Origin of the sequence: Micromonospora sp. RTP1Z1 (assembly GCF_033804685.1) — a bacterium.
Classification (GTDB): domain Bacteria; phylum Actinomycetota; class Actinomycetes; order Mycobacteriales; family Micromonosporaceae; genus Micromonospora.
The window spans coordinates 14993-36838 of the sequence record NZ_JAPFQV010000041.1 but is presented as its reverse complement, the minus strand read 5'-3'; the positions used below and the strand labels follow the sequence as shown (position 1 = coordinate 36838).

The following is a 21846-nucleotide window of genomic DNA, read 5'->3' as shown; positions in this document are numbered from 1 at the left end:
CCGGGCCGGTGGTCGGGATCACCGGGACCCCGGTTTGCGGCCCCCTGATGAATTACGTAACGTTGGCGTTGTGAAAAACGCGGCGGAGCTCTCCGGGCACCTGCCGGCGACCGGACCGGTCGCCGGTGCGGCCGCGTCCGATCTTTCCACCCGGGACCGGGTCACCCAGCTCCTGCTGGAGCAGGGGGCGACCACCGCCGCGCAGCTCGGCTCGGCCCTCGGCCTGAGCCCGGCGGCGATCCGCCGGCACCTCGACGCGATGCTCGCCGACGGCGACGTGGTCGCCCGCGAGCAGACGGTGCGGGGCAGCCGCGGTCGGGGGCGCCCGGCCAAGGTGTTCCTGCTGACCGACGCGGCCCGGGTCCGCTGCGGCACCCACCACTACGACAACATCGCCACCGCCGCGCTGCGCTGGATCGCCCACAACGGCGGTTCGGACGCGGTGGAGGCGTTCGCCACCGATCAGGTCGCCGCCCTTGAGGACCGCTGCCGGGCCGCCATGGAGGACGCCGGCGACGACCCGCTCGCGCGGGCGGAGGCGCTCGCCGGGGCATTGACCGCCGAGGGTTACGCTGCGAACGCGTCCACGATCGCCTCCGGCGGCCAGCTCTGTCAGCACCACTGCCCGGTGGCGCACGTGGCCGCCGAGTTCCCCCAGCTGTGCGAGGCCGAGACCGCGGTGATCTCCCGCCTGGTCGGCACCCACGTGCAGCGCCTGGCCACCATCGCGCACGGCGACGGGGTGTGCACCACGCACATCCCCACCCAGCCGCGTGCCCAGTCCGGTAACACCGTCACCACTGTGAGGACAGATAGATGACCGAGCAGATCGTCCAGCCCCTGACCCAGGATGAGCAGCTCGCCGCCCTGGGCCGCTACGAGTACGGCTGGGCCGACTCCGACGTCGCCGGGGCGACCGCCCAGCGCGGTATCAACGAGGCGGTGGTGCGGGACATCTCGGCCAAGAAGAACGAGCCGGCCTGGATGCTCGACCTGCGCCTGAAGGGCCTGCGGCTGTTCGGCCGCAAGCCGATGCCGGCCTGGGGCGCCGATCTCAGCGGGATCGACTTCGACAACATCAAGTACTTCGTCCGGTCCACGGAGAAGCAGGCCACCTCCTGGGAGGACCTGCCCGAGGACATCAAGAACACCTACGACCGGCTGGGCATCCCCGAGGCGGAGAAGCAGCGGCTGGTCGCCGGGGTCGCGGCGCAGTACGAGTCCGAGGTGGTCTACCACAAGATCCGTGAGGACCTCGAGGAGCAGGGTGTCCTGTTCCTGGACACCGACACCGCGCTGCGCGAGCACGAGGACGTCTTCAAGGAGTACTTCGGCACGGTGATCCCGGTCGGCGACAACAAGTTCGCCGCGCTGAACACCTCCGTCTGGTCCGGTGGCTCGTTCATCTACGTGCCGAAGGGCGTGCAGGTGGAGATCCCGCTGCAGGCCTACTTCCGGATCAACACGGAGAACATGGGCCAGTTCGAGCGGACGCTGATCATCGTCGACGAGGGTGCGTACGTGCACTACGTCGAGGGCTGCACCGCGCCGATGTACTCCTCCGACTCGCTGCACAGCGCGGTCGTGGAGATCATCGTCAAGAAGAACGCCCGGTGCCGCTACACGACCATCCAGAACTGGTCGAACAACGTCTACAACCTGGTCACCAAGCGCGCCGTCTGCCACGAGGGCGCGACCATGGAGTGGGTCGACGGCAACATCGGCTCCAAGGTCACCATGAAGTACCCGGCGGTCTACATGACCGGCGCACATGCCAAGGGCGAGGTGCTCTCGGTGGCCATGGCCGGCGAGGGCCAGCACCAGGACGCGGGCGCCAAGATGGTGCACGCCGCGCCGCACACCTCCTCGACCATCATCTCCAAGTCGATCGCCCGGGGCGGCGGCCGCACGTCCTACCGTGGTCTGGTCCAGGTGCTGGAGGGCTCGCACCACAGCCGGAGCACGGTCAAGTGCGACGCGCTGCTGGTCGACACGATCTCCCGCTCGGACACCTACCCGTACGTCGACATCCGCGAGGACGACGTGTCGATGGGTCACGAGGCCACCGTCTCCAAGATCAGCGACGACCAGCTCTTCTACCTGATGAGCCGGGGGCGGAGCGAGGACGCGGCGATGGCGCTGAGCGGGCGCGGCTTCATCGCGCCGATCGCCACGGAGCGCCCGATGGAGTACGCCCGGGAGCTCAACCGCCTGATCGAGCTTCAGAGGGAGGGTGCGGTCGGCTGACGCCGACCGCCCCGACCGGCGGGCCGGCGCGAGCCGGCCCGCCCACCGAGCACCAGACACCGTCGTCGCAGAACAGACCAAGGAAGAAATGACTACCCAGGCTTCCGCGCCCCCCAGCACCAAGACGCAGGCGCTCCGCTCGTACGACGTCGCCGACTTCCCGGCCCTCACCGGCCTGGAGGAGGAGTGGCGCTTCACCCCGCTCAAGCGCCTCCGCGGCCTGGCCACGGCGGACATCTCGGCCGCCACCGGTCGGGGCGTCACCGTGGAGCACCCGCGCCTGCCGGCCGGGGTGTCGGTGCGGCTCGTCGAGCCGACCGACGCCAGCGTCGCGTCGGTGCTGGTGCCGGTCGACCGGGTCAGCGCGCTGGCCCACGGTGGTGCGGCGCGGGTCGCGGTGGTCGAAGTGGCGGCCGAGGCAGTGGTGTCCGAGCCGGTGGTCGTCCGGCTGCTGGGCGCGTTTCCCGAGGAGCTCTCCTTCGCCCGGACCCAGGTCCAGGTGGGTCGGTTCGCGGAGGCCACGGTCGTGTTCTCCCAAGAGGGCTCGGCCACGCTCGCCGACAACGTCGAGGTGACGATCGCCGACGGGGCCAAGCTGACCCTGGTCACCGTCGCGGACTGGGCCGAGGACACGGTGCAGGCGCAGCACCTCAAGATCAAGCTGGGGCGCGACGCCAGGGTGGTGCACATCCAGGTCTCCCTCGGCGGCGACCTCGTCCGGCAGTTCACCTCGGTGGAATACACCGGCCGGGGCGGCGAGGCCGAGCTGTACGGCGTCTACTTCGCCGACTCGGGCCAGCACCTGGAGCACCGCCAGCTGGTCGACCACAACGTGCCGGACTGCCGCAGCTACGTCGGCTACCGGGGCGCCCTGCAGGGCGACGACGCGCACACCGTCTGGGTGGGTGACGTGCTGATCCGCGCCGAGGCGACCGGCACCGACACGTACGAGATCAACCGGAACCTGCTGCTGTCCGACGGCGCCCGGGCGGACTCCGTACCCAACCTGGAGATCGAGACCGGCGAGATCGCCGGCGCCGGCCACGCCAGCGCGACCGGCCGCTTCGACGACGAGCAGCTGTTCTACCTGATGGCCCGGGGCATCCCGGAGGGCGAGGCGCGTCGGCTGGTGGTCCGCGGCTTCTTCGCCGAGCTGATCAACAAGATCCCCGTGGAGGAGCTGCGTGAGCGGCTCGGCGCGGCGATCGAGGCGCGGCTGGCCAAGGCTGGCGCTTGATGATCCGGATCTGCTCGACCGAGGACGTGCCGAAGGGCACCGTGATCAGCGCCGCCGTGGACGGCACCCAGATCGCGCTGGTGCACGGCGAGGACGGCGAGTTCTACGCCGTGTACGACGAGTGCTCGCACGCCGCGGTCGCCCTCTCCGAGGGTGAGGTCGACGGGTGCACGCTGGAATGCTGGCTGCACGGATCCCGTTTCGACCTGCGGACGGGTGAGCCCACCGGGCTGCCCGCCACCGAACCCGTTCCCGTCTATCCCGTCGAAGTCCGCGACGGCGACATCTACGTCAGCCTGACGCCGAGCAATGGAGTGACCCGATAATGAGCACCCTGGAGATCCGCGACCTGAAGGTGTCGGTCAAGCTGCCCGAGGGTGAGCTCAAGCCGATCCTGGCCGGTGTCGACCTGACCGTGAGGTCGGGCGAGACCCACGCGATCATGGGCCCGAACGGCTCCGGCAAGTCCACCCTGGCGTACTCGATCGCCGGGCACCCGAAGTACGAGATCACCAGCGGCTCGGTGACCCTCGACGGCGAGGACGTGCTGGCCATGTCCGTCGACCAGCGGGCCCGCGCCGGCCTCTTCCTGGCCATGCAGTACCCGGTCGAGGTCCCCGGCGTCTCGGTGGCCAACTTCCTGCGTACCGCCAAGACCGCCATCGACGGCGAGGCGCCGAAGCTGCGCACCTGGGGCGGCGAGCTGCGCGGCGCCATGGAGCGCCTCCAGATGGACCCGGCGTTCGCCCAGCGCAACGTCAACGAGGGCTTCTCCGGCGGTGAGAAGAAGCGGCACGAGATCGTGCAGCTGGAGCTGCTCAAGCCGAAGATCGCGATCCTCGACGAGACCGACTCCGGCCTGGACGTGGACGCGCTGCGCGTGGTCAGCGAGGGCGTGAACCGGGTCCGCGACACCGGCGACACCGGCGTGCTGCTGATCACCCACTACACCCGGATCCTGCGCTACATCAAGCCGGACTTCGTGCACGTCTTCGTCGCCGGCCGGATCGTCGAGCAGGGCGGCCCGGAGCTCGCCGACAAGCTCGAGGCCGAGGGCTACGAGCGGTACGCCGCCGGGGCCGGTTCGGCGCGGGCCTGACACACGGACAGGGGCTGCTGAGATGACCACCATCGCGATTCCCGAGGGGATGCCGCAGTACGACGACGTGCCGCGTTTCGACGTGGCCACGGTGCGCGCCGACTTCCCGATCCTCGGCCGGGAGGTCAACGGGCACCGGCTGGTCTATCTCGACAGCGCCAACACCTCGCACAAGCCGCGGCAGGTGCTCGACGTGCTCGCCGAGCACTACGCGAGGCACAATGCCAACGTGTCGCGCTCGGTGCACACCCTGGGCACCGAGGCGACCGAGGCGTACGAGGGGGCGCGGGCGAAGGTCGCCGCGTTCATCAACGCGCCGAGCGTGGACGAGGTGGTGTTCACCAAGAACTCCACCGAGGCGATCAACATCGTGGCGTACGCGTTCTCCAACGCCTCGTTGCGCCCCGACGCCGACCCGCGTTTCCGGCTGGGCCCGGGCGACGAGATCGTGATCTCCGAGATGGAGCACCACTCGAACATCGTCCCGTGGCAGCTGCTGGCCGAGCGGACCGGCGCGACCCTGCGCTGGTTCCCGGTCACCGAGCACGGCCGGCTGGACGAGTCGGGGCTGGAGGAGCTGGTCACCGAGCGGACGAAGATCGTCTCGCTGGTGCACACCTCCAACATCCTCGGCACGGTCAACGCCACCGGCCGGATCACCCAGCGGGTCCGCGAGGTGGGCGCGCTGCTGCTGCTCGACTGCTCGCAGTCGGTGCCGCACATGCCGATGGACGTGGTCGACTACGACGCCGACTTCATCGTCTTCACCGGGCACAAGATGTGCGGCCCGACCGGCATCGGCGTGCTCTGGGGCCGGGGCGAGCTGCTCGCCGCGATGCCCCCGGTGTTCGGCGGCGGCTCGATGATCGAGACGGTGTCGATGGCCCGGTCGACGTTCGCGGCCCCGCCGGCCCGGTTCGAGGCGGGCACCCCGCCGATCGCGGAGGCGGTGGCGCTCGGCGCGGCGGTGGACTACCTCAGCGGCATCGGGATGCGGGCCATCCAGTGGCACGAGAAGGAGCTGACCGCGTACGCGCTGGACGCCTTCGCCACCGTGCCCGGGCTGCGGATCTTCGGCCCGAACGTGCCGGTCGGCCGGGGCGGGACGATCTCGTTCGCGCTCGGCGACATCCACCCGCACGACGTGGGGCAGGTCCTCGACTCGCTCGGCGTGCAGGTGCGGGTGGGGCACCACTGCGCGAAGCCGGTGTGCACCCGGTTCGGCGTGCCGGCCATGACGCGGGCGTCGTTCTACCTGTACACCACCACGGAGGAGATCGACGCGCTGGTGGCGGGTCTGGAGCAGGTGCGGAAGGTGTTCGACTGATGCAGCTCGACCAGCTCTACCAGGAGATCATCCTGGATCACTACAAGCACCCGCACGGCCGTGGCCTGCGGGACGCGGCGGACCCGGATGCCCGGGTCGGCGAGGCGCACCACGTCAACCCGACCTGCGGTGACGAGATCACCGTACGGGTGGCGACCGACGGCAAGGTGTTCACCGACATCTCGTACGACGGCATGGGCTGCTCGATCAGCCAGGCGTCGGCGAGCGTGCTGCACGAGCTGCTGCGCGGTCGGGCCGCGGACGACGCCGGCGCGGTGCACGAGGCGTTCGTCGAGTTGATGTCCGGGCGTGGCCAGGTCCTGCCGGACGAAGAGGTGCTCGGAGACGGGGTGGCGTTCGCGGGTGTCGCGCGCTACCCGGCCCGGGTGAAATGCGCGCTGCTGTCGTGGATGGCGTTCAAGGATGCCGCGGCACGCGCCGGCGTGGGCGTGAGCCCTACGGAGGTGAAGGCATGAGTTCTGAGGAGACCACCGGCACGGCCGGTGCTGTGGCGGAGGCCGGCGCGGCTCCGGCGGCGACCGGCGGCAAGGCCGCCGTCGCCGACATCGAGGAGGCGATGAAGGATGTCGTCGACCCCGAGCTGGGCATCAACGTGGTCGACCTCGGCCTCGTGTACGGCGTGCACGTCGACGACGAGAACGTGGCCACGCTGGACATGACGCTGACCTCGGCCGCCTGCCCGCTCACGGACGTGATCGAGGACCAGACCCGGCAGGCGTTGACCACCGGCCCCGGTGGGGGACTGGTCAACGACATCCGGATCAACTGGGTCTGGCTGCCGCCGTGGGGCCCGGACAAGATCACCGACGAGGGCCGGGACCAGCTCCGTACTCTCGGCTTCAACGTCTGACCCGGCTTCGGCCGGAGCACCGTCGAGCGCGACACCCCGAGGGGTGTCGCGCTCAACGCGTCTCTCCCCCACGCCGCTCCGTCGCCCGCCTGCCCGCTCCCAAGATCGCGCTACCTCCTGGATGTAGTGGCTTTCCGCCCGCCCGGATGCCACCACATCGAGGATCGAGCACGATCTCGCACGGGGTGCGGGGGCGGCGAAATCGGTGGCGGGCGCGGGGCGGGTGACGCAGGATGACCGCGTGATCGAGGCGTACCCGAAGCAGGTCCCTGTCCGTGCGGCCACCGCCGCGCGGCGACAGCGGACCGTGCCGGGTCGCGTCCCGATTCCACACCTGCCGTCGTGAGCGCGGCGTTCCTCGCCGGCCTGGTGGCCGGCTACGGCGTCGCCATTCCGGTCGGCGCGATCGCGATCCTCATCCTCGGCCTCAGCGCCCGTACCTCCTTCCGGGTCGGCGCGGCGGCGGCCCTGGCGGTCGCCACCGCCGACGGGCTCTACGCGGCCGTCGCGGCGCTCGGCGGCGCCGGCCTCGCCGGGGTGATCGCGCCGATCGCCGCCCCGCTGCGGGTGGTCGCCGCGCTGGTGTTGCTGGCGCTCGCCGCGCACGGGCTGCGGCGAGCCTGGCAGGCCCGCCGACCGGCCGACACCGCAGCGGCGGAACCCGCTGGCAGCGCATTGGACACGCCTGGCCGCGCCTACGCCGGCGTGCTGGGGCTGACCCTGCTCAACCCGGCGACGGTGCTCTACTTCGCCGCGCTGGTCCTCGGCCGGCGGGACGCCACCGACCCGGACGCGCTCACCGCGGTGCTCTTCGTGGCCGGCGCGTTCCTCGCCTCGGCGAGCTGGCAGCTGCTCATCGCCGGGGGCGGCTCGCTGGTCGGCCGGGCGCTGGCCGGGCCTCGCGGCCGACTGGTCACCGGGCTGGTCTCCAGCGCGCTCATCGCCGCCCTCGCCGTGGCCACCCTGCTGCCCGGCTGACCGGGGGCCGGGAGCACGGCCGGGGCCGGCCGTGCCGTACGGTCGGGCGGTGACCAGCCGACCCGCAGCCGGGGGCGGCCGGTGGGTCGAGGTCGACCCGGCCCGCGTCGCCCGCTGGGTCGAGGGCTTCGCCGACCGGCACGGCCCGCCCACCACATCCAGGGAGGGGTACGGGCTGCTCCTCGTCGCCCCGGACGGCGCGACGGCGGAGCTGCACCCCCCGCCGGGGGCGCCGGCCAGCGCCGACCTACCCGGATTCGTGGCCGCGGCGAGCGCGCCGCGCCGGCTCGGCCTGCTGCTGGCCCGCAAGGGCGCGGTGGCGGTCGGCGTCGCCGCGGGGGAGGAGCTGGTGGTCTCCAAGGTGGACATCCGGTACGTGCAGGGGCGCACCGCCGCGGGCGGCTGGTCCCAGCAGCGTTTCGCCCGACGGCGGGACAACCAGGCGAAGGCGGCGCTGGCCGACGCGGTGGAGCTGGCCGGCCGGTTGCTGCTGCCGGAGGCGCCGACGCTGAGCGCCCTGGTCTGCGGCGGGGACCGGCGGGCGGTGGACATCGTGCTGGCCGAGCGGCGGCTCGCGCCGCTGGCCGCGCTGCGCGCCGAGCGGCTCCTCGACGTGCCGGAGCCCCGGCATGCGGTGCTGGTCGGCGCGATCGCCGCCGCCCGCGCGGTGCGGATCCTGGTCCGCGACCCCGACCCGGGCGGCAGCTGATCCGGACGGCCGCCCGGCGGCGTGGCGTGACCCACCGCCGCCCTCAGCGGCGCGCGGCCGATCCATGGTCGAGGCGGATCCGGTCCAGGAACTCGTCCTGGTGGTCGGCGAGTCGGACGACGAGCGGCAGCGGGGCGAAGCGGCAGGCGAACCGCAAGCCGCCGTCCTCGCCCGTCCCGGCGACCCGGTGCTGCCACGCGCCGGCCGGGCCGTCGGTGGCGCTTCCCGGCGTGGGCGCGCCGCGCTGCCCCGCTCGTCGGCCACGGACCGCGGTGGAACCGCCGGACCGCGCAGGACCCCGGCGGGGTGGGGTGCCACCCGGTCGCCGGGGGCCTCGTCGTGCGGAGGCCGTGCCCTACTGGCTGCCGCCGAAGGTGTCGCAGGCCTTCGGGTCGCCGGTGGAGTAGCCCTTGGTGAACCACTGCTTGCGCTGCTCGGAGGTGCCGTGGGTGAACTCGTCCGGGTTCACCGGCCGGCCCGAGCGCTTGGAGATCGCGTCGTCACCGATCTTCTCGGCGGTGTCGATCGCCTGCTGGATGTCCTGCTCGGTGATGCTCTTGAAGATCTTCTGTCCCTCCGCGTCCGAGGTGCCGGTGGCGTTCTTGGCCCAGGCGCCGGCGTAGCAGTCGGCCTGAAGCTCCAGCTTCACCGACAGCGCGTTGGCGTTGTTCGGGTCGCGCTGCTGCTGGCGGCGCATCTGCGCCTCGGTGCCGAGCAGGTCCTGCACGTGGTGGCCGTACTCGTGGGCCAGCACGTACGGCTGGGCGAACTCGCCCTCGGCGCCGAGCTGGTCGGCGAGGAGCTTGTAGAAGGTGAGGTCGATGTACACCAGGTCGTCGGCGGGGCAGTAGAACGGGCCGACGCCCGAGTCGGCCTGGCCGCAGCCGGTGTTGACGCCCTGACTGAAGAAGACGGTCTTGGACGGCTTGTACTGCTCGCCGAAGACCTCCGGCAGGGCCTTGGTCCAGTACGCCTGGATCGAGTTGACGTACAGGGTGTTGCGGCAGTCGAGCTGCTTCAGCGCGTCCTGCGCCGAGCACTTCTGCTGCAGCGAGGTGTTGTCGCCCTGCTGCGATCCGCCGCCGCCGTTCATCGCGTTCAGCCCGAAGCCGCCGCCGACGAGGGCGACGAGGACGGCGATGATGATGCCGACGATGCCACCGCGTCCGCCGCCGATCGGGAGCGGAATGCCCATCCCGCCGCCTCCGCCGGACCCTCGCCGATCGTCCACCTGGCTGGTGTCGACCCGCGCGTTCTCGTTCAGCTCCATGTTGACCCCGATCACCGATTGATCCGTTTTTGGTGGTTGCGATACCGGACCGGGTCCGGACGGCAGTTTCGGTACCCGATGATCTTGATTGGTAATCCGGGCGGGACCGCTGAGACGGCCCGGTACACTTGGCGGGTGCTGCGCTGCGAAGGCTGAACGGCCCCGCGCCGCCGGGAAACATCGAACCCGCCGGCGCTTTCGCGTGCCCTGAGTCAGCCCTTCCGGAACCCCGAGAGCGAGTACTGCGAGATGATCACTGCCACCGGCCTGGAACTGCGCGCCGGTTCCCGGATCCTGCTGTCCGACACCACCCTGCGGGTACAGCCGGGTGACCGGATCGGCCTGGTCGGCCGTAACGGCGCCGGCAAGACCACCACCCTCAAGGTGCTGGCGGGGGAGGGCCAGCCGTACTCCGGGCAGATCGACCAGCGCAGCGCGATCGGGTACCTGCCGCAGGACCCGCGGACCGGCGATCTGGAAGTCACCGGGCGGGACCGGGTGCTCTCCGCCCGCGGGCTGGACGTGCTGATGGCCCAGATGACGGAGATCGAGGCCAAGCTCGCCGAGGGCGTCGACGACAAGCTGGTCCGCCGCTACGGCGCCCTCGAAGACCAGTTCGCCTCCCTCGGCGGGTACGCCGCCGAGGCCGAGGCCGCCCGGATCTGCGCCAACCTCGGCCTGCCGGACCGGGCCCTCGCCCAGACCATCGGCACCCTCTCCGGCGGTCAGCGCCGCCGTATCGAGCTGGCCCGGATCCTGTTCCGCGACGCCGGCGAGAACGGCGGCGGCATCCTGCTCCTCGACGAGCCCACCAACCACCTCGACGCCGACTCGGTCACCTGGCTGCGCAGTTTCCTCGCCAACCACAAGGGCGGCCTGATCGTGATCTCCCACGACGGCGCGCTGCTGGAGTCGGTGGTCAACAAGGTCTGGTTCCTCGACGCCACCCGGTCCGTGGTCGACGTCTACAACCTGGGCTGGAAGGCGTACCTGGAGGCGCGGGAGACCGACGAGCGCCGCCGCCGCCGGGAGCGGGCCAACGCCGAGAAGAAGGCCGGCGCGCTGATGGCCCAGGCGGACAAGATGCGGGCCAAGGCCACCAAGACGGTCGCCGCGCAGAACATGGCCCGCCGTGCCGAGAAGCTGATCTCCGGCCTGGAGGAGGTGCGCGTCTCCGACAGGGTGGCCAAGGTGCGCTTCCCCACCCCGGCGCCGTGCGGCAAGACCCCGCTCACCGCGACCGGCCTCTCCAAGTCGTACGGCTCGCTGGAGATCTTCACCGACGTCAACGTGGCCGTCGACCGGGGCTCGCGGGTGGCCATCCTCGGCCTCAACGGCGCCGGCAAGACGACCCTGCTGCGGATGCTCGGCGGCCTGCTGACGCCGGACACCGGCGAGGTACACGCCGGGCACGGGTTGCGGCTGGGTTACTACGCCCAGGAACACGAGACGCTGGACGTGGACCGGACGGTGCTGGAGAACATGCGCGCCGCTGCCATCGAACAGTCCGACACCGACCTGCGCAAGATTCTCGGCGCGTTCCTCTTCTCCGGCGACGACGTGAACAAGCCGGCCGGGGTGCTCTCCGGCGGCGAGAAGACCCGGCTCGCCCTGTCGACCCTGGTCTGCTCCGGTGCCAACGTGCTGCTGCTCGACGAGCCGACGAACAACCTTGACCCGGTCAGCCGGGAGCAGGTGCTCGACGCGATCGCCAACTACCCGGGCGCGATCGTGCTGGTCACCCACGACCCGGGCGCGGTGCTCGCGCTCAAGCCGGACCGGGCGATCCTGCTGCCCGACGGCGACGAGGACGCCTGGAGCGACGACCTCCTCGAACTGGTCGAGCTGGCCTGACGCCGCCCAGGTCGTCCGGGCCGGCGAGCCGCCTGCCCGGACGACCTGCTGGCGGGTCAGCCGGCCAGCTCGGCGAGGCGGGTGAGCACGCCGGAGCCGACCAGGATGACCACGCCGATCGCGATGAAGATCGCCGGGACCAGCCAGTGGCCGGCGCGGCCGACCAGGCGTACCACCCCGGGGGGGCCGCCGCGCAGGGCGGCCACCGCGCACCAGACGGCGACCAGGGCGGCGAAGACCACCAGCCACACCAACCCGGTCGCCGGGTCCAGCGAGCGGAACACCGGCACGTAGACCGCGATGTTGTCCGACCCGTTGGCGATCGTCACCCCGGCCACGCCGAGCAGGCTGCCCACCACGGCCGGCGGCCCGTCGTCGTCGGCGCGGCTGAGCAGGGCGCGGATCCCCAGCCCGATCGGCAGCAGACCGAGCAGGCCGGTCCACGGGTCGGGGACGACCAGCAGGCCGGCGGCGACCACCACCGCGCCGGCGACCAGCGCGCCGATGCCCAGATACTGACCGGCCACGATGTGCCAGGGGCAGGGTCGGCCGGCGCGCCGGGCCGCCACGAAGAACACGGTGAGCACCACGATGTCGTCGATGTTGGTGGCGGCGAACACGGCCGCCGCGGCGGCCGCGGCGGCGAGCAGGTCGGTCACCCGAGGCAGCGTACGGGCCGGTGGACGGCCCGGCGAGTCATGATCGATCGGACGGGCGACCCGGCCGGGACGGTCGGGGGGCGGGCTGTCAGCCGGTCAGAAGGATCACTCTATCGGGAAGCTGACATTGCATAGCGTGTCGGTTGGCGAAGAGTTGATATCTGGCGCATGATCGTTCGAGGCGGTCTAATAGGTGGGACCGTATCCGAACCGCACAGTCTGGGACGTGAGGAATCAGCATGGCAGCCACTGGCACAGCCACCAGCACTGAGAAGGGTCGCCGGATCGTCGGGGCCGAGCGTCAGACGCTCGCCAAGGACCTGGTAAAGCGGTACACCTCGGGTGAGAGCATCCGTGCGCTGGCGGCCTCGACCGGCCGTTCCTACGGGTTCATCCACCGGGTGCTCACCGAGTCCGGGGTGCAGCTGCGGCAGCGCGGCGGCGCCCGGCGCCGCAAGAAGGCGTGACCCGCCCGTCAGCGTCGTCCATCAGCACCGTGCCCCGGGCGGTCCGGTGACCGCCGAGACGACCGGGGTACGACTCGACTGCGACGGGCCGGTCGCGACGGTGACGTTGTGCCGGCCCGACGTGCTCAACGCCCAGACCCCGGCGATGTGGCTCGCGATGAGCGACTTCTCCCGGGAGCTGCCCGGTGACGTCCGCGTCATCGTCGTGCGCGGCGAGGGGCGGGCATTCTCCGCCGGTCTCGACCTGTCGGTGGCCGGCGCCTCCGGGCCCGGCTCCTTCGCCGAGCTGTCCACCCTGCCCGAGCAGGAGTGCGCCGACCGGGTCGCCGAGTACCAGGCCGGCTTCACCTGGCTGCACCGCCCCGACGTGATCTCGGTGGCCGCCGTGCAGGGGCACGCCATCGGCGCCGGTTTCCAGCTCGCCCTCGCCTGCGACCTGCGGGTGCTCGCCGAGGACGCCAAGCTCTCCATGGCCGAGGTGACCCTTGGCCTCATCCCCGACCTGGCCGGCACGAAGCGCCTGGTGGAGCTGGTCGGCTACGCCCGCGCGCTGGAGATCTGTGCCACCGGCCGGCGGATGGACGCCGCCGAGGCCGACCGGATCGGGCTCGCCAACCTCGTCGTGCCGACCGCCGAGCTGGGCGGCGCGGTGCGGGATCTGACCGCCGGCCTGCTGGCCGGCAACCGGGACGCGGTGGTCGAGATCAAGGCGCTGCTCGCCGGCGCCGGTGGTCGTACCCATGCCGAGCAGCAGCGCGCCGAGCGGGAGGCACAGACCCGCCGGCTGCGCGACCTCGCTGGGCGGGGAGAATAGTAAGGACCGCTCGGGAAGATCCGGGTTACGCGCGAGGTTGTCGTAGTCGTCGGGAGAATTGACCCGACGATGCGTGCTGCCCACGACCCGGAGGTGACGATGTCCAGTCCGATGCACGGCGGGGGCATGGCCGGTTGGAGCACACTCCGGTCGATGCGCAGCCGGGACGAGGTCTCCAGCCACCAGCTCACGCGCGGCACCGCCAAGCGGATCGTCGCCTTCGCCCGGCCCTACCGGCGCGACATCGTGGTCTTCCTGATCACCGTGGTGATCGCCGCGGTCATCGGGGTGGCGACCCCGGTGCTCGCCGGTAACGTGATCAACGCGATCAACCGAGGTGGCACCGAAGCGGGCGCGATGGTGGCCCGGCTTGCCGTGGTCATCGCCGTGCTGGCGGTCGCCGACGCGCTCTTCTCCCTGGCCCAGCGCTGGTACTCCGCGCGGATCGGCGAGGGCATCATCCTCGACCTGCGCACCCGGGTCTACGACCACGTGCAGCGGATGCCGCTGCAGTTCTTCACCCGGACCCAGACCGGCGCCCTGGTCAGCCGGCTCAACAACGACGTGCTGGGCGCCCAGCGGGCATTCACCTCGACCCTGTCCGGGGTGGTCAGCAACGTCATCCAGTTGGTGCTCACGGCCGGCGTGATGTTCACCCTCTCCTGGCAGATCACCACGCTCTCGCTGATCCTGCTGCCGATCTTCATCATCCCGGCCCGCCGGGTGGGCAAGCGGCTCGCCGAGATCACCCGGGAGTCGTACAACCTCGACGCCAAGATGAGCGCGACGATGACCGAGCGGTTCGGGGTGGCCGGGGCGCTGCTGGTCAAGCTCTTCGGCTCGCCCGAGGTCGAGGCGCGCCGCTTCGCCGACCGGGCCGAGCGGGTACGCGACATCGGCATCCAGTCGGCCATGTACTCGCGGACCTTCTTCGTCGCGATGCTGCTGGTGGCGTCGCTGGCCCAGGCGCTCACCTACGGCCTGGGCGGGTGGCTCGCGGTCACCGGCGCGGTCAGCGCCGGCACCGTCGTCACCCTCGCGCTGCTGCTCACCCGCCTGTACGGGCCGCTGACCGCGCTCTCCAACGTTCGGGTCGACGTGATGAGCGCGCTGGTCTCCTTCGACCGGGTCTTCGAGGTGCTCGACCTGCGCCCCGGCATCGAGGAGCAGCCGGGCGCCGTCCCGGTGCCCCGGGGCACCGGCCGGGTCGAGTTCCGTGACGTGCGGTTCCGCTACCCGAGCGCCGCCGAGGTGTCGCTGGCCTCCCTGGAGGAGGTCGCCACTCTGGACCGGACCATCAACGAGCCGGTGCTCAAGGGCGTCTCGTTCACCGTCGAGCCCGGGCAGATGGTCGCCCTCGTCGGCCCCTCCGGCGCCGGCAAGTCGACCCTGTCCATGCTGATCTCCCGGATCTACGACGTCAGCGACGGCCACGTGCTGGTCGGCGGGGTCGACGTCCGGGACGCCACCCTCGCCTCGCTGCGCGACGAGATCGGCGTGGTCACCCAGGACGCTCACCTGTTCCACGAGACCATCGCCGAGAACCTGCGCTACGCCAAGCCGGACGCCACCGACGACGAGATCTGGGCCGCGCTCGCGGGGGCGCAGGTCGCCGACCTGGTCCGCGCCCTGCCCGACGGGCTGGAGACCACGGTCGGCGAGCGGGGCTACCGCTTCTCCGGCGGCGAGAAGCAGCGCATCGCGATCGCCCGGCTGCTGCTCAAGGCGCCGTCGATCGTGATCCTCGACGAGGCCACCGCACACCTCGACTCGGAGAGCGAGGCGGCCGTGCAGCGGGCACTGTCGGTGGCGCTGACCGGGCGTACCGCCCTGGTGATCGCGCACCGGCTCTCCACCGTCCGGGACGCCGACCAGATCCTCGTCCTCGACGAGGGGCGAATCGTCGAGCGGGGCCGGCACGACGAGCTGGTCGCCGTCGGCGGGCTCTACGCCGAGCTGTACCGGACCCAGTTCGCGGTCGCCGACTCGCCCACCCCGTACGTCGACGCCACCGGTGCGGAGCCGGTGATCACCATGCCGATGGCAACGTACGTGGCCGACGAGGCGATGCCGCCCGCCGCGGCGAACTGACCCGGCGGCGACGGCCACCGGAGATCAACCGGCGGTCGTCGCCGCGCGCAGCTCGGCGAAGGCGGCACCGAGCGTCTCCGGGGTGAAGTGCGCGTTCAGACCGCTGGGGTTGGGCAGCACCCAGAGCCGGGCGCCGCCGAGCGGTTCGGGCTGTGGGCCGAAGGCTGCCTTCGGTCGGGCGAAACCGATCCGGTACGCGGTCACCCCGACCACCGCCACCCACCGCGGCCGGTACCGCTCGACCTTCGCGGTCAGGTCGTCCGCACCGGCCAGCAGCTCCCCGGCGGTCAGCTCGTCGGCCCGGGCACTGGCCCGCGCCACCATGTTGGTGATGCCGAGGCCCCGGCCGAGCAGCTCGCCCTGCTCGCTCGGGTGCAGCTGGCGCGGGGTGAAGCCGCCACGGTGCAACGCCGGCCAGAACCGGTTGCCGGGCCGGCCGAAATGCCAGCCGGTGGCCGCCGACCAGAGCCCCGGGTTGATCCCGACGAAGAGCACGTCCAGCCCCGGTGCGATCAGGTCCGGAAGGATCTTGTCAGCCGCCGCCGCCAGCTCCTCCCGGCTCGGCCGCGGATACCGGCGGGCAGCGGGTGGACCGGTCGCCGCACCGCCCTGGATCGGGCCGCGCGCCCGCCGACGTTCGCCGGACGCCTCCGGGACGCGGTCGCCCGGGTCCCGGGCCGCCCGGCGTCCGCCCGTCATCGGTGCGCCGTCACAAGCCGCGCAGCGCGCCGCCGTCGACCGGCACGGTGATCCCGGTGACGTAGCCGGCGGCGGGGGAGAGCAGGAAGGCGGCGAACCGGCCGAACTCGGCCGGTTCGCCGATCCGGCGCAGCGGGATCGACGCCTCCGCCTCGGCCCGGGCCCGCTCGGCGTCCCCGGTGGCGGCGAAGAGTTCCCGGTTCCGGTCGGTCATGATCCGGCCCGGCAGCAGGCCGACCACGCGTACGCCGCGCGGGCCGTACTCGTCGGCGATGTCCTTGGCCACCCCGGCCAGTCCGGGGCGCAGGCCGTTGGAGATGCCCAGGCCGGGCACCGGCCCGCGAGCCGAGGTGGAGAGCACCAGGCCGATCGCGCCGCCGTCGGTGAGCGCGGCGGCCACCGTCCGGGCGGCGCGGACGCTACCCAGGACGACCGTCTCGAAGGACTCCCGCCACTGCTCGTCGGTCACCTGGGCGGCGGTGCCCCGGGGCGGGCCGCCCACCGAGATGAGCGCCCCGTCGAGCCGGCCGAACTGAGTCCGGGCGGCGGTGACCAGCCGCTGCGGCGTCTCCGGGTCGCTCAGGTCGGCGGTCAGCCCGACCGCCCGCTCCGGTCCGCCGAGCGCGTCGACCGCCGCGGCCACCCGCTCCGGGGCGCGCGCCGAGATCACCACCCGGGCGCCGTCCGCGACGAGCTGTTCGGCGGTGGCGAAACCGAGGCCACCGGAGGCGCCGGTGAGTACGTACACCCGCCCGGCCAGTCCGAGATCCATGGGACCGATCCTGCCGTACGCCGGATCGGCGCGCCAACCGACTCAGCGGCGGGCGGGGCGCAGCAGGCGTACCCGACCGGCGAGCTGCACCGCGACGGCGCCGCCGGCCCGGCCCACGGCCGGGAGCCGGCGCGGCCGGGGCGCGTTCCGCCCGTCGTAGCGGGTGACGGCCTCGCGCGCGGCCAGTTCCTCCGCCCCGAGCGGCGGCAGTATGCCCCGGTCGCGCAGCTCCCGGGCCAGGTCCCAGCCGTCGCGCAGCGACCCGTGCGTGGGGCGGTCCGCCGCCCAGTCGGCGAACGTCGCCGGCCAGGCGGTGCCGAGCCCGGCGGCGAGCAGCGGCCAGTGCCGGGCCACGTCACCGCCGCGCTTGCGCCGCAACGCGCGGCGTGCGGCGTCGACCGGTGCCGGGGCGAACCCGGACGGCAGCGGACCGCCCGCGACCAGCGTCGCGACCAGCTCCGCCTGCCGCGTCGCCAGGTCGCCGGCCGGGCCGGTACCGCCGATCGATGGCCCCCCGGCCGGGGCGGGAGCGGGCGGCCCGGGGCGACGGTCGCCGGCCGCGCCGGGGGCCGCCGTCCCGGGGGTGAACGCCGCGTCGGGGCCGGTCACGTGACCACCGGGAAGCCCGAGGCGGCGGCGAGCGCGTCCAGCTCGCCGCGCAGCTCGGCGGCCGGCGGGTAGTGCCCGTCCCGCTCCAGCAGCAGGGCCGGCGGCCGGCGTCGGGCGCAGAGCTCGCCGACCAGATCGAGCACCTCCGCCGGCACCGGGTCGGTGTGCGTGTCGTGGTAGAAGCCGCCCTGGTCCGCCCCGCCCGCCACGTGCACGTAGGCGACCCGGTCCAGCGGCAGCCGGTCGAGCAGCGCGAGCGGGTCGGTGCCCCGGTTGCGGGCGTTGGCGTGCACGTTGGCGACATCGAGCAGCAGCAGCGCCCCGGTGGCGTCCAGGATCTCCGTCAGGAAGGCCGCCTCGTCCAGCTCGTCGTCCGGCCAGTCGAAGAGCGCGGCGATCGGCTCCAGCGCGATCGGTACCGGCAGCTCGGCCTGCGCCCGCCGGACGTTCGTCACCACCGCGGCGACCGCTTCCCGACTGCGGGGCAGCGGCAGCAGGTGCCCGGCCTCCAGCCCGCCGGCCCGGACGAACGCGATGTGCTCGCTCACCAGCGGCGCGTCGACCAGCGCGGCCACCCCGGCCAGCTGGGCCATCCGGGCCGGATCCACCGGCTCGGCGCCGCCGAGGGAGAGCTTCACCCCATGCGGTACGACGGTGACCCCGCGCCCGCGCAGCTCGGCGAGGCCGGGCGGCAGCGGCCCGGCCGGGGCGAGCGTCTCGGCGACCACCTCGACGAAGTGCAGCCCCGGCAGGTCGGCGACGAAACCGCTGATCTCCGGCCGCCAGCCGATGCCCACCGCGTACGGCCCGGTCATCCGCCGCACCCGCCCCCGCCGCCGCACCCGCCCCCGCACCCGCCGCCGCCCCCGCCCCCGCAGGAGCTGCCACCGCCGCAGGAGCTGCCCCCGCTGGTGCCGGAGAGCGCCTGACGCTGGATCTCGGCCTGCTCGGCGAAGCCAGGGTCCATCATCCAGATCGTGGCGGTGCCGAAGAGCGCCACCCCCATCGCCGCGTCGGACGCGCCGTAGGTGGCGTACGCGGGTGCCGAGGCGGGCGCCAGGTAGGTGTGCCGGCGACGCAGGTCGCGCAGCGCCCGGTCGGCTGCGCGGGTCCGCCAGGGCACCCGGCTGAGCAGCACGAACGCGACGAAGAGGGGGACCAGGGCGAGCATCAGGAAGCCGGCCGGGCGGCCGTTCGACAGTCCCACGAACAGCCGGATCCCGCCGAGCGCGAGGAGGGCGGCCAGCAACATCGGCCCGCGTCGGACGGCGGCCCGCCGGGCCGGGCCCAGCGCCAAGCCGTGCTCCTGCAGACCGTCCCGGAGCTGCTCGAGAGCCCGGGTCACCCACTCGTCGCGACGCAGCTCCCGGCTGAAGACGTGCCGGCCGGCCGCGTTGTAGATCGCCTGGTCGAGCGGGGTGACCCCGGCGGGCATCGAGGCGCCGGTGGTGAGCCGCCGGTCGGGCCGTACGCCCACCACGCCGCTGCGCCGCAGCCCGCCGAGCGCTGTCCAGACCGCGAGCTGGTCGCCCCCGTTGAGGTAGGCGACCTGCTGCGGTCCGAGTTGCCCGACGCCGCCGGCGGCCGTACCGGCCAGGGCGCGGAAGCGGTGGACCAGGGTGCCGACGAGCGCCACGGCCACGGCCAGGAGGTACCAGCGCAGGAATACCGGGCCGGGGATGCCCCAGGTGTCGCCCGGTGCGGCGAGGACGGTCATGCTCTGCTCCTGTCGCGCGAGGGGATCGCGGCCCCATTGTGGAGCAGACCCGCCACCGCTGATCCGGCCCGCGGGCCGAGTTACCGGACCGAGATCCGGTGCCTCGGGGCGGACGCCTGTCAGCGGCGGCGGACGGCCTCCTCGACCAGGTCGAGCACCGGCCCCAGGTCGCCGGCCGGGCGTCCCATCGCCAGGTGCAGCACCAGCCCGTCGTAGGCCAGCTCCAGGAACTGGGCCAGCACGTCGATCGGTACGTCCTCGCGGAGCACCCCGGCCTCCCGCTGGCGGACCAGGCGTTCCCGGGTGGCCTCGGCGATGGCCGCGGACCGTTCCGCCCAGCGCCGGGCGAAGGCCGGGTCGGTACGCAGCCGGCGGGAGACCTCCAGTTGGCTGCCGAGCCAGCCGGTGGTGTCCGGGGAGACCGCCCGGGCGAGCAGGTCCCGCATGACCTGGACGAGGCCATTGCGGGCCACCGTCTCCACCATGGCGGCGGCGTCGTCCTCGGCGACCGCCAGGAAGAGCGAGTCCTTGTCCCGGAAGTGGTGGAAGATGGCGCCCCGGGACAGCCGGGTGGCCTCCTCCAGGCGGCGTACGGTGGCGCCCTCGTAGCCGTGCCGGGCGAAACACGCCCGAGCGGCGGCGAGGATCTCCTGCCGGCGCGCGTCGAGCTGATCCTGACTTACTCTGGGCACGGGACGATCGTGTCAGGTGCCCTGGCCCGACGCAAACCGTACGTACGGCTTGGGAACGGGTTTCGCCGGAACCGTCGACCTCGGCGATCCGGCTACGATCGCCCGATGACCCCGGCCACCCCCGTGCCCGAGCACCCGCTGACCGTGGCGGCCGTCCAGGCCGAGCCCGTCCCCGGCGACGTCGCCGAGAACGCCGCCACCGCCGCCCGGTTTGTCGCCCGGGCACCGGGCGCCCGGATCGTCGTGCTGCCGGAGCTGTTCCTGCCGGCGTACCACCCGCCGACCCTGGCCGCCGACCCGGCGGGCACCGACGTGGCCACCGGCGCGGACGGACTGGTCGACGATCCGCGGCTCGATCCGCTGCGACAGGCCGCCCGGGCGGGCGGGACCACGGTGGTGGTGGGGGCCGCCGTCCGGCACCCCGACGGGCGGCGCACCATCTCCTCCCTCGTCGTCGACGCCACCGGGGTCGCCCGGTCGGCGTACGACAAGCAGCAGCTCTGGGGCGACGAGCGCGACCTGTTCGACGCGGGCCGGCGCGGCGCCACCCTGCTGGTCGACGGCTGGCGGCTCGGCCTGGGCATCTGCTACGACGGCTGCTTCCCCGAGCACGGCCGGGCCGCCGCGGCCGACGGCGCGCACGGTTACCTCTGCCCCAGCGGCTACCTGGCCGGCTCGGCGCACCGGCGCGACCTCTACTACGCCGCCCGCGCCCTCGACAACACCATGTACGTCGTCTTCGCCAACGCCGTCGGCGGCGCCGACCCGTGGCGGTTCAACGGCGGCGCGGCGGTGTACGACCCGGAGGGCCGGCCGCTCGCGCGCGGCGCCGACGCGGGGGAGGACGTGCTGGTGGCGACCCTCGACCCGCGGGCGCTGGCGGCCACCCGGGCGGCGCACACCATGCTCGCCGACCGGCCTGCCGACCAGGGGCTCCCCCGAACGGTGCTGCGCGGCTGACGGACGGCGCAGGGACGCCGGGCCCTGTCGGCGGTGCGCCTCGGTCCCGTAGGGTGCGCGAGTGCCGCTGCTCCTGCTGGACCTGGACAACACCCTGCTCGACCGGACCGGGGCGTTCCGTGCGTGGGGAGAGCGCTTCCTGGACAGCGTCGGCGCGCCGGCCGACGACATCGACTGGCTGCTCTCCATCGACGCCGACGGGCTGACCGACCGGTGGGACGTCGCGGACGCCATCCGGGGCCGGTACGGGTTGAGCATCCCCTCCATCGACCTGGTCGACGAGCTGCACGACGGAGTGGTGGCGAACACCCGGCTGGATCCGCTGGTCGCCTGCGCGCTGCGGATCGCCGACGCCGCGGGCTGGGTGCCGGTGGTGGTCAGCAACGGCGTGGTGCGCCAGCAGGACGCGAAGATCCGCCGCACTGGCCTGGACCGGTACGTGGCGGAATGGGTGATCTCCGAGGAGGCCGGGGTCAGCAAGCCCAACCCGAGGATCTTCGCGCTCGCCGCCCAGCGGGCGCGGATGCCGCTGCGCGGCGCCTGGGTGATCGGGGACAGCCCGGAGGCGGACATCGGCGGGGCGGCCGCCGTCGGCCTGCCCAGCGTCTGGCTGCACCGCGGCCGGACCTGGTCGGACACCCGGTTCGCGCCCACCCGCACGGTGGACGGGCTGATCGCCGCGGTGGCCACGGTGCTCGCCGGCTGAGCCGGCGCGCGTCCCCACCGGGTCCCGGTTAATCGGTTGACCGGGCGGTCGCCCCAGGTGAGCATGGG

Annotated in this window: 24 protein-coding genes; 16 read left to right on the top strand and 8 right to left on the bottom strand. The window is 73.0% G+C overall.

From position 1 onward, the window contains the following. Positions 1–70 precede the first annotated feature (70 nt). The 10 genes from SLP03_RS20405 to SLP03_RS20360 all read left to right on the top strand — a co-directional run bounded on the left by SLP03_RS20405 (position 71) and on the right by SLP03_RS20360 (position 8468). Positions 71–820, top strand: a complete 750-nt coding sequence (locus SLP03_RS20405; RefSeq protein WP_319462211.1) for a transcriptional regulator — start codon at positions 71–73, stop codon at positions 818–820. Then, positions 817–2247 carry a Fe-S cluster assembly protein SufB gene (gene sufB / locus SLP03_RS20400; protein ID WP_319462210.1) on the top strand — a complete coding sequence of 477 codons (1431 nt, stop codon included), beginning with the start codon at positions 817–819 and terminating at the stop codon, positions 2245–2247. The genes SLP03_RS20405 and sufB overlap by 4 nt, the downstream gene beginning before the upstream one ends. An 88-nt stretch (positions 2248–2335) precedes the next feature. Beyond that, entirely contained in the window at positions 2336–3484 is a 1149-nt protein-coding gene (sufD, locus tag SLP03_RS20395) for a Fe-S cluster assembly protein SufD (protein WP_319462209.1), read from the top strand. Continuing rightward, positions 3484–3810 (top strand): non-heme iron oxygenase ferredoxin subunit, encoded by a 327-nt coding sequence (locus SLP03_RS20390; RefSeq protein WP_319462208.1) that lies wholly within the window; start codon positions 3484–3486, stop codon positions 3808–3810. The genes sufD and SLP03_RS20390 overlap by 1 nt, the downstream gene beginning before the upstream one ends. Then, the gene (gene sufC, locus SLP03_RS20385; RefSeq protein ID WP_319462207.1) at positions 3810–4583 is read left to right on the top strand and encodes a Fe-S cluster assembly ATPase SufC; all 774 of its coding nucleotides are present in this window, start codon (positions 3810–3812) and stop codon (positions 4581–4583) included. Before SLP03_RS20390 ends, sufC begins: the two co-directional genes overlap by 1 nt. A gap of 22 nt (positions 4584–4605) precedes the next feature. Further along, positions 4606–5910 (top strand): cysteine desulfurase, encoded by a 1305-nt coding sequence (locus tag SLP03_RS20380; RefSeq protein WP_319462206.1) that lies wholly within the window; start codon positions 4606–4608, stop codon positions 5908–5910. Further along, entirely contained in the window at positions 5910–6386 is a 477-nt protein-coding gene (sufU, locus tag SLP03_RS20375; protein WP_319462205.1) for a Fe-S cluster assembly sulfur transfer protein SufU, read from the top strand. The genes SLP03_RS20380 and sufU overlap by 1 nt, the downstream gene beginning before the upstream one ends. After that, positions 6383–6781 carry a metal-sulfur cluster assembly factor gene (locus tag SLP03_RS20370; RefSeq protein ID WP_319462204.1) on the top strand — a complete coding sequence of 133 codons (399 nt, stop codon included), beginning with the start codon at positions 6383–6385 and terminating at the stop codon, positions 6779–6781. Before sufU ends, SLP03_RS20370 begins: the two co-directional genes overlap by 4 nt. 342 nt (positions 6782–7123) lie before the next feature. Beyond that, the gene (locus tag SLP03_RS20365; protein ID WP_319462203.1) at positions 7124–7759 is read left to right on the top strand and encodes a LysE family transporter; all 636 of its coding nucleotides are present in this window, start codon (positions 7124–7126) and stop codon (positions 7757–7759) included. Between the two features lie 49 nt (positions 7760–7808). Continuing rightward, positions 7809–8468, top strand: a complete 660-nt coding sequence (locus SLP03_RS20360; RefSeq protein WP_319462202.1) for an acVLRF1 family peptidyl-tRNA hydrolase — start codon at positions 7809–7811, stop codon at positions 8466–8468. 355 nt (positions 8469–8823) lie between these two features. On the opposite strand, the gene SLP03_RS20355 is transcribed toward SLP03_RS20360, so the two are convergent. Then, a complete protein-coding gene (locus SLP03_RS20355) occupies positions 8824–9738 on the bottom strand; it encodes a neutral zinc metallopeptidase (RefSeq protein WP_319462231.1) in 915 nt (304 codons plus the stop codon). 249 nt (positions 9739–9987) lie between these two features. Here SLP03_RS20355 and SLP03_RS20350 point away from each other — a divergent pair, with 249 nt between their 5' ends. After that, on the top strand, positions 9988–11592 hold the full coding sequence (locus tag SLP03_RS20350) for an ABC-F family ATP-binding cassette domain-containing protein (RefSeq protein ID WP_319462201.1): 1605 nt from the start codon (positions 9988–9990) through the stop codon (positions 11590–11592). 56 nt (positions 11593–11648) lie between these two features. On the opposite strand, the gene SLP03_RS20345 is transcribed toward SLP03_RS20350, so the two are convergent. Next, positions 11649–12251: a cadmium resistance transporter gene (locus tag SLP03_RS20345; RefSeq protein ID WP_319462200.1), complete on the bottom strand. Its 603-nt coding sequence runs from the start codon at positions 12249–12251 to the stop codon at positions 11649–11651. 239 nt (positions 12252–12490) lie between these two features. Here SLP03_RS20345 and SLP03_RS20340 point away from each other — a divergent pair, with 239 nt between their 5' ends. The 3 genes from SLP03_RS20340 (at position 12491) to SLP03_RS20330 (ending at position 15623) form a co-directional block, all read left to right on the top strand. Then, complete coding sequence (locus tag SLP03_RS20340) at positions 12491–12718, top strand: helix-turn-helix domain-containing protein (RefSeq protein ID WP_007462679.1); 228 nt, start codon at positions 12491–12493, stop codon at positions 12716–12718. 46 nt (positions 12719–12764) lie between these two features. Next, positions 12765–13532 (top strand): enoyl-CoA hydratase/isomerase family protein, encoded by a 768-nt coding sequence (locus tag SLP03_RS20335; protein ID WP_319462199.1) that lies wholly within the window; start codon positions 12765–12767, stop codon positions 13530–13532. Between the two features lie 111 nt (positions 13533–13643). Then, the gene (locus tag SLP03_RS20330; protein WP_319462230.1) at positions 13644–15623 is read left to right on the top strand and encodes an ABC transporter ATP-binding protein; all 1980 of its coding nucleotides are present in this window, start codon (positions 13644–13646) and stop codon (positions 15621–15623) included. Positions 15624–15647: 24 nt separating this feature from the next. Here SLP03_RS20330 and mug read toward each other — a convergent pair whose 3' ends face one another. The 6 genes from mug to SLP03_RS20300 form a co-directional block, all read right to left on the bottom strand. Beyond that, positions 15648–16322, bottom strand: a complete 675-nt coding sequence (gene mug, locus SLP03_RS20325) for a G/U mismatch-specific DNA glycosylase (RefSeq protein WP_319462198.1) — start codon at positions 16320–16322, stop codon at positions 15648–15650. 10 nt (positions 16323–16332) lie between these two features. Then, positions 16333–17094, bottom strand: a complete 762-nt coding sequence (locus tag SLP03_RS20320) for an SDR family oxidoreductase (protein ID WP_319462197.1) — start codon at positions 17092–17094, stop codon at positions 16333–16335. A 42-nt stretch (positions 17095–17136) separates the two neighbouring features. Next, positions 17137–17598, bottom strand: coding sequence for a hypothetical protein (locus SLP03_RS20315; protein ID WP_319462229.1), 462 nt, complete (start codon positions 17596–17598; stop codon positions 17137–17139). A gap of 101 nt (positions 17599–17699) precedes the next feature. Next, a complete protein-coding gene (locus SLP03_RS20310; RefSeq protein WP_319462196.1) occupies positions 17700–18518 on the bottom strand; it encodes a DUF692 domain-containing protein in 819 nt (272 codons plus the stop codon). After that, a complete protein-coding gene (locus tag SLP03_RS20305; RefSeq protein WP_319462195.1) occupies positions 18515–19420 on the bottom strand; it encodes a TIGR04222 domain-containing membrane protein in 906 nt (301 codons plus the stop codon). Before SLP03_RS20305 ends, SLP03_RS20310 begins: the two co-directional genes overlap by 4 nt. Positions 19421–19539: 119 nt before the next feature. Further along, entirely contained in the window at positions 19540–20112 is a 573-nt protein-coding gene (locus tag SLP03_RS20300) for a helix-turn-helix domain-containing protein (protein ID WP_319462194.1), read from the bottom strand. Between the two features lie 105 nt (positions 20113–20217). Between SLP03_RS20300 and SLP03_RS20295 the strand changes: the two genes are divergently transcribed. Then, a complete protein-coding gene (locus tag SLP03_RS20295; RefSeq protein ID WP_319462193.1) occupies positions 20218–21072 on the top strand; it encodes a carbon-nitrogen hydrolase family protein in 855 nt (284 codons plus the stop codon). 61 nt (positions 21073–21133) lie between these two features. Further along, positions 21134–21778, top strand: a complete 645-nt coding sequence (locus tag SLP03_RS20290) for an HAD-IA family hydrolase (protein ID WP_319462192.1) — start codon at positions 21134–21136, stop codon at positions 21776–21778. Positions 21779–21846: the final 68 nt, after the last annotated feature.

Excerpts from the sequence above, each read along its gene's own strand:
- sufB (WP_319462210.1), top strand. The coding sequence starts at position 817 with ATGACCGAGCAGATCGTCCAGCCCCTGACCCAGGATGAGCAGCTCGCC.
- sufD (WP_319462209.1), top strand. The coding sequence starts at position 2,336 with ATGACTACCCAGGCTTCCGCGCCCCCCAGCACCAAGACGCAGGCGCTC.
- SLP03_RS20390 (WP_319462208.1), top strand. The coding sequence starts at position 3,484 with ATGATCCGGATCTGCTCGACCGAGGACGTGCCGAAGGGCACCGTGATC.
- sufC (WP_319462207.1), top strand. The coding sequence starts at position 3,810 with ATGAGCACCCTGGAGATCCGCGACCTGAAGGTGTCGGTCAAGCTGCCC.
- SLP03_RS20380 (WP_319462206.1), top strand. The coding sequence starts at position 4,606 with ATGACCACCATCGCGATTCCCGAGGGGATGCCGCAGTACGACGACGTG.
- sufU (WP_319462205.1), top strand. The coding sequence starts at position 5,910 with ATGCAGCTCGACCAGCTCTACCAGGAGATCATCCTGGATCACTACAAG.
- SLP03_RS20370 (WP_319462204.1), top strand. The coding sequence starts at position 6,383 with ATGAGTTCTGAGGAGACCACCGGCACGGCCGGTGCTGTGGCGGAGGCC.
- SLP03_RS20355 (WP_319462231.1), bottom strand. The coding sequence starts at position 9,738 with ATGGAGCTGAACGAGAACGCGCGGGTCGACACCAGCCAGGTGGACGAT.
- SLP03_RS20350 (WP_319462201.1), top strand. The coding sequence starts at position 9,988 with ATGATCACTGCCACCGGCCTGGAACTGCGCGCCGGTTCCCGGATCCTG.
- SLP03_RS20340 (WP_007462679.1), top strand. The coding sequence starts at position 12,491 with ATGGCAGCCACTGGCACAGCCACCAGCACTGAGAAGGGTCGCCGGATC.
- SLP03_RS20330 (WP_319462230.1), top strand. The coding sequence starts at position 13,644 with ATGCACGGCGGGGGCATGGCCGGTTGGAGCACACTCCGGTCGATGCGC.
- mug (WP_319462198.1), bottom strand. The coding sequence starts at position 16,322 with ATGACGGGCGGACGCCGGGCGGCCCGGGACCCGGGCGACCGCGTCCCG.
- SLP03_RS20320 (WP_319462197.1), bottom strand. The coding sequence starts at position 17,094 with ATGGATCTCGGACTGGCCGGGCGGGTGTACGTACTCACCGGCGCCTCC.
- SLP03_RS20310 (WP_319462196.1), bottom strand. The coding sequence starts at position 18,518 with ATGACCGGGCCGTACGCGGTGGGCATCGGCTGGCGGCCGGAGATCAGC.
- SLP03_RS20305 (WP_319462195.1), bottom strand. The coding sequence starts at position 19,420 with ATGACCGTCCTCGCCGCACCGGGCGACACCTGGGGCATCCCCGGCCCG.
- SLP03_RS20295 (WP_319462193.1), top strand. The coding sequence starts at position 20,218 with ATGACCCCGGCCACCCCCGTGCCCGAGCACCCGCTGACCGTGGCGGCC.